This is a genomic window from Tritonibacter horizontis, assembly GCF_001518015.1.
Classification (GTDB): Bacteria; Pseudomonadota; Alphaproteobacteria; order Rhodobacterales; family Rhodobacteraceae; genus Epibacterium; species Epibacterium horizontis.
Genome location: NZ_LPUY01000101.1, coordinates 28192 through 40159, shown reverse-complemented (window position 1 = coordinate 40159; position 11968 = coordinate 28192). Strand labels below are relative to the sequence as shown.

The 11968-nt window shown below is 66.3% G+C and carries 11 protein-coding genes; 8 read left to right on the top strand and 3 right to left on the bottom strand.

Features of this window, described 5'->3' with window-relative positions; genetic code table 11:
- On the top strand, nt 1-1067 hold a 1067-nt coding region (locus TRIHO_RS19610; RefSeq protein WP_332307243.1), incomplete at its 5' end, for a TraB/GumN family protein.
- A gap of 139 nt (nt 1068-1206) precedes the next feature.
- A complete protein-coding gene (locus tag TRIHO_RS19605; RefSeq protein ID WP_068247821.1) occupies nt 1207-2127 on the top strand; it encodes a manganese-dependent inorganic pyrophosphatase in 921 nt (306 codons plus the stop codon).
- A 133-nt stretch (nt 2128-2260) separates the two neighbouring features.
- Here the strand turns inward: TRIHO_RS19605 and TRIHO_RS19600 are convergent, their stop codons facing one another.
- Nucleotides 2261-3055, bottom strand: coding sequence for a M48 family metalloprotease (locus TRIHO_RS19600; protein WP_232367841.1), 795 nt, complete (start codon nt 3053-3055; stop codon nt 2261-2263).
- 337 nt (nt 3056-3392) lie between these two features.
- Here TRIHO_RS19600 and TRIHO_RS19595 point away from each other — a divergent pair, with 337 nt between their 5' ends.
- The 5 genes from TRIHO_RS19595 (at nt 3393) to TRIHO_RS19575 (ending at nt 9136) form a co-directional block, all read left to right on the top strand.
- A complete protein-coding gene (locus tag TRIHO_RS19595) occupies nt 3393-5462 on the top strand; it encodes a DEAD/DEAH box helicase (RefSeq protein WP_068247837.1) in 2070 nt (689 codons plus the stop codon).
- A 72-nt stretch (nt 5463-5534) separates the two neighbouring features.
- A complete protein-coding gene (locus tag TRIHO_RS19590; protein WP_068247815.1) occupies nt 5535-6410 on the top strand; it encodes a TIGR01459 family HAD-type hydrolase in 876 nt (291 codons plus the stop codon).
- 218 nt (nt 6411-6628) lie between these two features.
- The gene (locus TRIHO_RS19585) at nt 6629-7072 is read left to right on the top strand and encodes a MaoC family dehydratase (RefSeq protein WP_068247834.1); all 444 of its coding nucleotides are present in this window, start codon (nt 6629-6631) and stop codon (nt 7070-7072) included.
- Nucleotides 7073-7718: 646 nt separating this feature from the next.
- Entirely contained in the window at nt 7719-8651 is a 933-nt protein-coding gene (locus TRIHO_RS19580) for a bifunctional riboflavin kinase/FAD synthetase (RefSeq protein WP_068247812.1), read from the top strand.
- A 14-nt stretch (nt 8652-8665) separates the two neighbouring features.
- On the top strand, nt 8666-9136 hold the full coding sequence (locus TRIHO_RS19575) for a YcgN family cysteine cluster protein (RefSeq protein WP_068247809.1): 471 nt from the start codon (nt 8666-8668) through the stop codon (nt 9134-9136).
- 176 nt (nt 9137-9312) lie between these two features.
- Here the strand turns inward: TRIHO_RS19575 and TRIHO_RS19570 are convergent, their stop codons facing one another.
- On the bottom strand, nt 9313-10161 hold the full coding sequence (locus TRIHO_RS19570) for an alpha/beta fold hydrolase (RefSeq protein WP_082705226.1): 849 nt from the start codon (nt 10159-10161) through the stop codon (nt 9313-9315).
- Nucleotides 10158-10781 carry a 2-hydroxychromene-2-carboxylate isomerase gene (locus TRIHO_RS19565; protein ID WP_068247803.1) on the bottom strand — a complete coding sequence of 208 codons (624 nt, stop codon included), beginning with the start codon at nt 10779-10781 and terminating at the stop codon, nt 10158-10160. The genes TRIHO_RS19570 and TRIHO_RS19565 overlap by 4 nt, the downstream gene beginning before the upstream one ends.
- Before the next feature lie 104 nt (nt 10782-10885).
- On the opposite strand from TRIHO_RS19565, the gene TRIHO_RS19560 reads away from it, so the two are divergent.
- Entirely contained in the window at nt 10886-11911 is a 1026-nt protein-coding gene (locus tag TRIHO_RS19560; protein WP_068247800.1) for a ribose-phosphate pyrophosphokinase, read from the top strand.
- Nucleotides 11912-11968 lie beyond the last annotated feature (57 nt).

The following is an 11968-nucleotide window of genomic DNA, read 5'->3' as shown; positions in this document are numbered from 1 at the left end:
CTCATGGCCTGCGCCATCGCATGGCCCCCCGCCGCCTGGCCCGGGCCCTGGTCCTGTCGCTAACCCTGACCCTGTCCCTGTCGCTGGCCGTCGCGCCGGGCCTGGCAGAGGCGCGCTGCACCGGCGCCGATTTGCGCGATCACCTGACCGAGAGCGGCCGCACCCGGCTGGATGCGGCCCTGACCAAGGTCCCCTACGCGCTTGGCAATCACTGGATCGCGCAAAAGGGCAGCCGCCGCATTCACGTGATCGGCACCCAACACAGCGGCGACGCCCGCATGTTCGCGATGATGCGCCAGATCCGCCCGCTGATCCCGCAGATGGATGCGGTCTTTCTCGAGGTGACCGAACCCCAGATGCGCGCGGCCGATCAGGAGCAGGAGGCGATGGCGCAATATTTCCTGCTGCCCGCAGGCCGGCGACTGGACCGGATGATGGGGGCGCAGGATTGGCAGGACCTCAGCAGCCGCCTTGCGGAGATGGGAATCGAGCCGCAGATGGCCGCCCTGATGCAGCCCTGGTATCTGTCGGATTTTCTCACCGGCACCGATTGCCGCAAACGCGGATTTGGCAGCCGGCGCGGGTTGGACGACCGGATCGAACGGGTTGCCCGGTTCCATGCCATCCCGACCCTCGGGCTTGAGGCGCCAGAGGCCGGGCTGGCCGCCCTGGCCGCCCTGCCGCTCGCCGATCAGGTCGGGATGCTGATGCTCGACCTCAGAAGCGACACCCGCCACGAGGACCTGTTCGTGACGCTCTCCGAATCCTATTTCGACAACCGGCTGACCGAGGGGCGCATCCTGATGAGCTGGATGCTCTACCGCGACCTGCCCGTCGCCCGCAGCGAGGTGCAGCGGCTGTTGCGCGGTTTTGACCGCTCGGTGCTGGACCAGCGCAACCGCGCCTGGATCACCCGGCTCGAGGCCGCGCTGGACGCCGCAACCGCCCCGGGTCCGACGCAATCCGTGATGGTGGCGGTGGGGGCGGCGCATCTCGGCGGCGAGGCCGGGTTGCTGAACCTGCTGGCCGCGCGCGGCTACCAGCTCCGGCGCGCCGGCAGCACCTGAAACCACCGCAGGGCCCGTCCCGCCGCAGCGGCCGAGCCTTGCACCCCACACAATGCTGCACCTGCACACAGATGGGGTGACAAAACGTCCCTCCCTGCTATAAGGCGCGGCAACAGACCCGTCAGACAGGACTATTCGTATGACCATTCAAGTATTCGGCCACAAATCTCCCGACACAGACACCACCGGCTCTGCCCTGATCTGGTCCTGGTACCTCAACGAGGTCAAGGGCGAGGCCGCGACGCCAGTGCTGCTGGGCACGCCCAACACCGAGGCGGCCTTCATGCTGACCCGCTGGGGGTTTGACACCCCCGCGATCATCGAAGATGTCGAGGCCGACGCGCCGGTGGTCATCGTCGACACCAACAACCCCGCCGAGCTGCCCGCCTCGATCAACTCCGCAGACATCCGCGCCATCATCGACCACCACAAGCTGGTCGGCGGCCTGGAAACCAAAGGCCCGATCGAGATCACCGTGCGCCCGCTGGCCTGCACCGCCACCATCATGATCGACCTGATGGGCGATGACGCGGCCCGCATGCCCGACACTATCAAAGGCGCGGCGCTGACCTGCATCCTGTCGGACACGCTGGAGTTCCGTTCGCCCACCACCACGCCGCATGACCGCGCCGTGGCAGAACAACTGGCCTCTGATCTGGGCCTCGACATCGCGGCCTATGCCGCCGAGATGTTCGCCGCGAAATCCGATGTCTCCGCCTTCTCCGACGCGGAACTGATCCGTATGGACTCCAAGGAATACGAGGTCGATGGCACCAAATTCCGCGTCTCCGTGCTGGAAACCACTGCGCCGGAGATCCCGCTGGGCCGCATCGACAGCCTGATCGAGACCTTCAAGACCGTCGAGGCCGAAGACGGCGTCGATCAGGTGCTGCTTTTCGTGGTGGATATCCTCAAGGAAGAAGCCACCCTGCTGGTGCCCAACGACCTGGTGAAAACCGTGGCCGAAAAATCCTTTGGCGTCACCGCCGAAGGCACCACCGTGGTGCTGCCCGGCGTCATGTCGCGCAAGAAACAGATCATCCCGAACCTCAAGGTCTGACGCCGGCCGGCAGGGTCCCGGCCCGGCCGGGGCGCTGCCTCAGACCTGCAAAACGCCCGCTGGGACCAGCGGGCGTTTTTCCGTTTGACAGGCGCCAGGCGTCAGGCGTCTATCGCGCGCAGCGGTGGCGCGGTTACGGGGCGGGGCGCAGGCCCTGCTGGGCGTCGATCTGCGCCTTGGTGGCCAGCACCGTCGCCACCCGTTTGCGGTCCGGCGGATGGGTGCCCCAGATCGAATAGCCCCCGGCGCCCCCTCTGGCCGCTTCGGCGCGGGCAAAGAACCTGGCCCCCTGCACCGGGTCATAGCCGGCCGCCGATGCGATGCGGGTGCCGATGGTGTCGCTCTCCAGCTCGTAGGCCTGGGAATAGACGATGCCGCCCGCCGCAGTCCCAAGCCCAAGCCCGAGCGCCACCGCATCACTGCTGTCGCCGACAAGAGCCCCCAGCGCCCCGCCGATCAACGCCCCGGCCAGCACCTGGCTTTGCTGTTTTTCCACATGGCGGCCGATCAGGTGGCCGTATTCATGGGCCAGCACAAAGGCGACCTCGTCATCGCTGCCGGTATCCTGAACCAGCGGCAGCGAAATGCGGATCACCGGCTGGTTGCCCTGATAGGTGAAATAGGCGTTGCGCTCCTCCATCTGCCGGTCCAGCGCGATATCCACCTCACAGGTCACCCCGGTGTTGAGCTGCTGGCAGATCTCGCGCCCCGCCCGCGCCACCCGCGGCATCACCCGGGCATAGCGCGCTTCGGCGGCCGCGGCAGAGAGCGGCGTCACCGGTCCGGAGGCGCGCGCCTCGGCAAACAGCCGCCCGGCCTCATCCGTATAGGCGCCACCGCTGTCGGGCAGCTCGTAGGTGGTGCCGCAGGCGGCCAGCGTGGCCAGCGCACCTGCGAAGATCAGGGACCGCGACGCGGGGCGAAACATATGCATTTCCATCTATTCTGAGAGACCTAGTTGAAGAACCGCTGGGCCGGTCGCCTGGCGGGTGCCGGGCACACCGCAACAGACCGGATGCGCCGGGGATGACGCACCCGCAGAACAATAATCCTGCTTGCGATGCGCGACAAGAGCGCGTATCGAGCCGTCATCTGCAGGCTGTGACGTGGGCAAAGCTCCGCCGTCAAACGCAAGGCAGCCATGCACGTGCGACGCTCCGGTTGTGCTATACAAAGCCATCGGCCTGCGTTATATGCGCGACCTTCACCTATTTCAGTGGTGCCTTCTGCACCCGACCTTCTTCGCCCTACTCTCCATGATCGGAATGCCAATTTTGAAACCCTCCCTGCAACAGGCGCTCGAGCGCCGTGGTTACACGACTCTCACCCCCGTGCAGGAGGCCGTCTCAGCCCCGGAGTTGGCGGGCATGGATCTTTTGGTCTCGGCGCAGACCGGTTCGGGCAAGACGGTGGGCTTTGGCCTGGCCATTGCACCGACCCTGCTGGGCGAGGCGGACACGTTTGGCCGCGCCGACGCACCGCTGGCGCTGGTGATCGCCCCGACGCGTGAACTGGCGCTGCAGGTCAAGCGCGAGCTGAGCTGGCTTTACGGCGATGCCGGCGCGGTGCTGGCGTCTTGTGTCGGCGGCATGGACATGCGCGACGAACGCCGCGCCCTGGATCGGGGCGCCCATATCGTGGTTGCCACCCCCGGCCGCCTGCGCGACCACATCACCCGTGGCTCCATCGACCTCAGCAATATTGCTGCCGTGGTGCTGGACGAAGCCGACGAGATGCTCGACCTCGGCTTTCGCGAGGATCTGGAATTCATCCTGGAAGAGACCCCCGCCGAGCGTCAGACACTGCTGTTCTCGGCCACGGTGTCCAAACCGATCGCGGCGCTGGCGCAGACCTATCAGCGCGACGCGCAGCGGATCTCGACCATTTCGACCGGCACCCAGCACAGCGATATTTCCTATCTCGCCCATGTGGTGGCCCCTCATGACGCCGAAAACGCCATCATCAACGTGCTGCGCTATCACGAGGCGCCCAACGCCATCGTGTTTGCCAATACCCGCGCGGCGGTGAACCGGCTTTTGACCCGCCTGTCAAACCGCGGCTTTCAGGTCGTGGCGCTGTCGGGCGAGCTGAGCCAGGCGGAGCGCGCAGGCGCCCTGCAGGCGATGCGCGACGGGCGGGCCCGGATCTGTGTCGCCACCGATGTGGCAGCGCGCGGCATCGACCTGCCGAACCTCGATCTGGTGGTCCATGCGGATCTGCCCTCCAGCCATGAAACCCTGCTGCACCGGTCGGGCCGCACCGGCCGCGCCGGGCGCAAAGGCGCCAGCGCGCTGATCGTCACGCCGCGGTCACGCCGCAAGGCCGAGCGGCTGCTGCGCGAAGCCAAGTTGAGCGCCGAATGGCAGGACGCCCCTTCGGCCGACGCCGTGCGCGAGCGCGATATGGAGCGGATGCTGGCCGATCCGATCTGGACCGAGGAAGGTCCCGAGAGCGAGGCCGAAACGCTGGCGAAACTGGTCGAGAGCTTCAGCGCCGAACAGCTGGCCGCGGGGTATCTGCGGCTCTGGTCCGCCGCCCGCTCCGCCCCCGAAGAGCTGACCGAACCCTCCGAAGCCGACCGCAGCAAGCCCAAGGAGCGCGTGCCCTTTGGCCCCTCCGTCTGGTTCTCGATTGCCGGTGGCTACAATGCCGGCGCCGACCCGCGCCGTCTGCTGCCGATGCTGTGCAAGGCCGGCGGCATCGACAAGACATCGATTGGCGCCATCCGCATCCTGGATGATGTCAGCTATGCCGAGATTGTCGAGACCAAGGCCGACGGCTTTGCCACCACGCTGGGCGCCGATATGGCGCTGGACGATGGCTCCAAGCTGGAACGTCTGGCCACCGCGCCGACCCTGCCCGAGCGCAAGAAACCGCCGTTCCGCAAGGGCGGTGACCGTCCGGATCGCGGCGGCAAGGGCGGTGGCTACAAAGGCGGTGATCGTGGGGATCGCGGCGACCGGGGGGATCGGGGCGACCGCGGCGGCGACCGCGACTTCAACCGGGGCCCGAAACCGGACCGTGGCCCGCGCCGCGAGCGCAGTGACGACGGCCCCGAACGCAGCGTCAAGGCCCGGCCCGCCAAGCCGCGCACCGGCGGGGACAAACCCTGGGCCGACAAACCGCGGTCCGACAAGCCCCGCGCAGACAAGCCGCGCTCGGATAAACCCCGGTCGGACAAACCCCGCTCCGACAAACCCTGGGCCGACAAGCCCCGCTCGGACAAGCCCAAAGGCCCGCCGCCCCCCAAAGGCAAGGCCAACAGCAAGAAGAACAAGGCCCGCAGCGCCTCGGACACGTCCAAACGCTTCACCCCGCCCAAACCCAAGGGCTGAAGATCTGGCCAAATGGGGCCGCCTCTGCCATAGGAGGGACGCGAGTTTGCGTTCCCTTCCTGAGGCAGCCCCATGACCCAGATCATTTCCAATCTTTCCGAGATCTCCAGCCGTTATAAGGCGCTGTTCGTCGACCTCTGGGGCTGTGTGCACAATGGCATCACCGCCTATCCGGCGGCCGTCGCGGCCCTGCAGGCCTATCGCGCCACCGGTGGCGTGGTGGTGCTGGTGACCAACTCTCCCAAACCCCGCGCGGGCGTGGCCGAGCAGATGGCGCAATTCGGGGTGCCGAAGGATGCCTATGACACCATTGCCACCTCCGGCGATTCGGCGCGGGCGGCGATGTTTGCCGGGGCGGTCGGCCGCAAGGTCTATTTCATGGGCGAACCCGAGCGCGACGCCGGCTTTTTCGCGCCGATGAAAGTGGTGCATGACCCGGTAGAGATCACCCGTGTCCCGCTGAAAGAGGCCGAGGGCATCGTCTGCTGTGGCCCGTTTGATACGCTGGCCGACCCGGAGGTGAACCGCCCCGATTTCCTCTATGCCAAACAGATGGGACTGAAGCTCCTGTGCGCCAACCCCGATATCGTTGTCGACCGGGGCGAGGTGCGCGAATGGTGCGCCGGGGCGCTGGCGCGGCTGTATACCGAGATGGGCGGCGAGAGCCTCTATTTCGGCAAGCCCTACCCGCCGATTTACGATCTGGCCCGCAAACGGCTGGCGGAGCTGGGCCACCATTTTGCCAATGAGGACATCATGGCGATTGGTGACGGGCCGCAGACCGATGTTTCCGGCGGCATGGGCGAAGGGCTGGACACGCTGTTCATCACCGGCGGCCTGGCCGCGCGGGACACCGCCACCGAGACGCAGCCGGATCCGGACGCCCTTGGCCGCTACGTCCAGCTCGAAGAGATCGCCCCCACCTACGCCATCGGCTTTCTGCGCTAAGCGGCGCACCATCGCGCCAACGGACCCGTCTTCTCCGCCCGGAGAAGGCGGGTCTTTTGCTGTCGCCCGTCAGGGCGCCCGCCGGGCTGCGCCGGGGCCACAGGGGGCGGGTGGCAGGGACTCTCGGCCTTGACTTTCTGCGGCTGCGAGGTAATAAAGTTTCATCAAAAAGTGAAATGAAGCACAGTTGTTGCGCTTTCAGATTCAAGGAGGCCGAAATGTTGGACAACTTCACCCGTGGCACGATCTGCATCGAAGACATCGAAATGGGCATGGTGCGCTATTTGCGCAAACAGATCACCGATCGCGATATCGAGCTGTTCGCCGAGGTTTCGACCGACCGCAACCCGGTGCATCTGGACGAAAGCTATGCCCAGGACACCATGTTTCATGGCCGCATCGCCCATGGCATGCTGACCGCAGGGCTGGTCTCGGCGGTGATTGGTGAGCAATTGCCGGGCCATGGCACCATCTACATGAGCCAGAACCTCAAGTTCCTGGCCCCGGTGCGCCCCGGCGACATGGTGCTGGCGGAGGTGGAGGTCACCGGCATCGAGATCGACAAACGCCGGGTGCGGCTGGATTGCCGCTGTATTGTCGATGGCAAGAAGGTTCTGGTGGGCGAGGCAATGGTGATGGCGCCGTCGCGTAAATTCGACTGAGCCTGGGCGGCAGTGGCGCCAGCCCGACGGGCCGTCACGGGGCTCGGCCCGGACGGTCGTGTTTGATCTGGATCTGGTCCGGCTGCGATGATCTCTATCACATGGACGGGTCGCGGTACCGCTTCTGAACGGGAGGTCGGGCAGGCCACGCCGGGCCTGCTGGTTGTGCATCTGCATCCGCCATCCCCTTTTTATCGGGGCCGGTGGTTCCCTTTGGCGCGGCGCTGCCCACAGCCATCCCGCGCCCCCATCTTCTGATCGATCCTGACCAGCCTAGCCGGTCCGGGTGTGGATCCGGTGAAAAGGGCGCACGGCGGCCGCGCAACAGGCCCGTCAATGCGCACCATGAGGCGGAGCCTCCGGCGGTACGGGTCCCCCCTGATAGAGACGCCAGAGTGGCGCGCCGGTCCGGGACCCGGTTTCAGCCCCCTGTGTCAGGGCGATATGGCGGGCGCCTCCGGCGGAGGTATTTTGGAAAAGATGAAGTTCAGGTGGCCCTGATGTGCGCAGGTCCCGGTTTGGCGGCGCCTCGGTCCGGGGGGCGCATTGGAAATTGGCGTGGGCCTGGTGCCGCCCGGTGCGGACATGGGCCGCAACAGGTCACAGCGCTCTTGCGCCGCCCCGCGCCGGGGGCTAGGGAAGCGCCATGCGCATCATCCGGGATTATCACTACGTCGAAGAGCAGGATCGCGGGGCCACCGTTGCGATCGGCAATTTCGATGGCATTCACCTTGGCCATCGGTCGGTCATTGATCTGGCGCGGCGGGCGATGCCGCAGGCGCCGCTTGGCGTGATGACCTTTGAGCCGCATCCGCGGGAGTTCTTTGCCCCCACAGCGCCGCCTTTTCGTCTGATGTCGCCCGAGGCGCGGGCGCATCGGTTGGAAAAGATCGGCGTCGACAAGCTCTATCAGCTGAACTTCAACCACGCGCTGTCGTCGCTGGCGCCCGAGGATTTTGCCCGCCGGGTGATTGCCGACGGGCTGGGGCTGGCGCATGTGGTGGTGGGGGCGGATTTCTGTTTTGGCAAGGGCCGTCAGGGCACAGCTGCCGATCTGGTGCGCTTTGGCGCCGAGATGGGTTTTGGCGTCACCATAGCGCCCTTGATGGAACAGTCCGAGCATACGGTTTCCTCGACCGCGATCCGCACGGCGCTGAGCGAGGGCCGTCCGCGCGACGCCGCCGCCATGCTGGGCCATTGGCACCGGATCGAGGGCGAGGTGATTGGCGGCGAACAGCGTGGCCGGACCTTGGGCTTTCCCACTGCGAACCAGTCCATCGACGGGCTGCACCCGCCGGCCTTTGGCGTCTATGCGGTGCTGGTTGATGTGCTGGACGGGCCCCACAAGGGCCGCTACCACGGGGCAGCCTCGGTCGGGGTGCGGCCGATGTTTGACGGCGAGCACCCCAATATCGAGACTTATCTGTTTGATTTCAAAGGCAACCTTTATGGTGCGAGGCTGTCCGTCGGGCTGGTCGACTATCTGCGCCCGGAGTGGGTCTTTGACGGGCTGGACCCGTTTCTGGCACAGATGAATGCCGATTGCGCCCAGGCCCGCGCCATTCTTGCCGCCCTGTAGGGGAAGACGCCAATATGACCAATCAGATCGACCGCGCGGATCTCACCCCCCGGTTCTGGGAAAAGAAACCGTTGCAGAAGATGTCCCCGCGCGAGTGGGAGGCGCTTTGTGATGGCTGCGGCAAATGCTGCCTCAACAAGCTGGAAGACGATGACACCGGGGAGGTGGCCCTGACGCGGGTGGCCTGTCGGTTGCTGGACGATCAGAGCTGCCAATGCGCCCATTACGAGAACCGCCACAGTTTCATCCCCGAATGCATCGTGCTGAAACCGGAAAACCTCGACACCCATGCCTATTGGATGCCGCGGACCTGCGCCTATCGGCTGCTCTGGGACGGCAAGGCGCTGCCGGAGTGGCACCCGCTGCTGACCGGCGACCCGGACAGCGTGCATCGCGCCGGGGTGTCGGTGCGGGGCATGACCGTATCGGAATTCGTCACGCCGCTGGAAGAGTGGGAAGACTATATCATCGACGAGCCGGGCTGAGCGCCCCGGCCGGGTGCAGCCTTCGCTGGCCTGGCGCCTGCCCCGGCGGCCCCCTGGTCTGCCGTCAGTTCCTCTGGCCCCTGCACTGGCCCCTGCACTGGCACCTGGTCCGGACGCCCTGCGAGGCCGGGGGTGCCGAGGGGACGCGCCGGGCCTGAGAGAGGCGCCGCCCGGCGCTAGGTTCTGTCTGGGCTTTTGTCCCAGAACGGCGCGATCACATCTGCGACCTCCTGAGGATGGGTGACCGGCACCATATGTCCGGCCTGCGCGATCACCGCGATCTCAGCATCGGGCAGACGCCGCGCCAGGCCGCGCGTCACGGCCGCCATGATCGGCTGGGTCTCGCCCCCCTGCATCACCAGCACCGGCATCGACAGCGCCTCCAGCGCGCCGGGGGCCACGAGGCCCGCCTCATCCTCATAGACCTGCGCATCGCAGGCCATCACCGCCGGAAAGGCGCGCACCATGGCGGCGCGGGCGCGCTCCGGCAGGTCCGGCCATTTCGGGTGGCCCGTGCCCCAGGCCCGGTTGAACAGGCGGGTGGCCTGATCCACCGCGCCGGCCTCAAAGGGGGCACGCACGGCCCGGTGATCCTGCCGCATCTGCGCCAGCGCGGCCGGGTCCTCGGCCCCGGCGAGGGCAAAGAGCACCGGCTCGATCAGGGTCAGAGAGCGCACCAGATCCGGGCGGTCCTCGGCCATGGCCAGCGCCACGGTGGCGCCGAAGGAATGACCGATCAGATCGACCGGGCCGCCGGCGTCGGCCACCTGCTGCTCCAGCAGCGGCAGGCCGGCCGCGGCATTGCGGCCTTGCAACTGGCCCGCGCCGTCCCAGTCCGGGCTTTTGCCGTGGGACAGCAGGTCAAAGGCGGCGAGGGTCACGGCCGTCTCGCCCAGTGCGGCGGCCAGGCCACGCCAGGCACCGGAATGGGCCAGCGAGCAATGCACGGCGAAAACCGCACGCGGTCCGGTGCCGAACCGGCGGTGATAGACCGCTTGCGGCAGGCTTGACATATCCAGGCTCACGCGGCGGGGGTCCCCTGCCCCGCAAGATGCCAGTCCAGATCGACAAGCCGGTCCTGTCCCCAGAAGGTCGCGCCATCCGCCGTCACATAGAACGGCGCGCCAAAGGCGCCGACCTTGACCGCATCCTCGAGGTTTTGCGCATAGATCTCCGCGCCGGTCAGCAGGCCGCTGTCCGCCAGCGCGGGGTCGAAACCGGCGCCGTCCAGCAGGGCGCGGACCACCGTGTCCTCGGCGATGTCCTTGTCCTCGGCCCAGACCGCGCGCAGGGTGGCATGCACCAATGCCCCCAGATCGCCGCCGCCTGCGCGTTGTGCGGCGATGATGGCATAGGAGGCCGGCGCGGCATTGGTGGGCCAATGGGCCGGTTTCATGTTGATCGGCATATCGAGGCGGGCCGCCTGACGCGCCATCTCCACCAGGCGATAGGCCTGACGCGCGGGGTGGCGATCCTTGGGCGGGGTGCCGCCGGTGCGCCCGAACAGGGCCATGATATCGAGCGGTTTGTAGGTCACCGTCGCGCCATGTTTGGCGGCGACCGCCTCCAGCCGTTGCCCGGCGAGATAGGTAAAGGGCGAAATGGTCGAGAAATAATAGTCGATCGCGGGAGACTGGGAAGACATGGGGGCAAATCCTTGCGCTTAGAACTAGGCCTGACCCTATGCACATGTTAAGCGGGGTTCAACATCACGAATCTGTCACATTGCTGCCTGGGGAAAAACAGCCAATGCCGACCTTGAACGAACCCAAGCTTATCGCTGGGAACGCCAACCTCCCTCTTGCCAAAACAATCTCGCGCCGGATGAGTTTGCACCGGGGGGTCGATCAGGATCTCGTCAGTGCCCGGGTCGAACGCTTCAATGACGGAGAGATCTTCGTCGAAGTCTACGAGAATGTGCGCGGCGAGGATATGTTCATCATCCAGCCGACGTCGAACCCGGCCAACGACAACCTGATGGAGCTGCTGATCATCGCCGATGCGCTGCGCCGCTCGTCGGCGTCGCGGATCACGGCGGTGATCCCCTATTTCGGCTATGCCCGTCAGGACCGCCGCACCAAGGCGCGCACGCCGATCTCGGCGAAACTGGTGGCCAATATGCTGACCGGCGCCGGGATCGAACGCATCCTGACCATGGATCTGCATGCCGCGCAGATCCAGGGCTTTTTCGACATTCCGGTCGACAACCTCTATGCCTCGCCGATCTTTGCACTGGACGTGAAGGCGCAGTTCAAGGATCGCATGGATGATATCATGGTGGTCTCGCCGGATGTGGGCGGCGTGGCCCGCGCCCGCGAGCTGGCCAAGCGGATCAACGCGCCGCTGTCGATCGTCGACAAACGTCGGGAAAAGCCCGGCGAGATCGCCGAGATGACGGTGATCGGCGACGTGAAGGACAAGATCTGCCTGATCGTCGACGATATGTGCGACACCGCCGGCACGCTGTGCAAGGCGGCGCAGGTGCTGCTGGACAACGGCGCGCAGGAAGTTCACGCCTATATCAGCCACGGCGTCATGTCCGGCCCGGCGGTGGAACGCGTGACAAATTCGGTGATGAAATCGCTGGTGCTGACCGACACGATCCAGCCGACCCAGGCCATTCTGGGGGCGCCGAACATCCGCATTGTGCCCACCGCGCCCCTGTTCACACAAGCGATCCTCAACATCTGGCACGGCACGTCGGTCTCCTCGCTGTTCGAGGATAAAACATTGGGGCCGATTTACGAATCCCTCTACGCCTCCGGCAGCCTCTGAGCGGCGCGCGCCATTCGGCCAGAACATCCGGCCCCCACATTCAAGACCGCCCCGCAG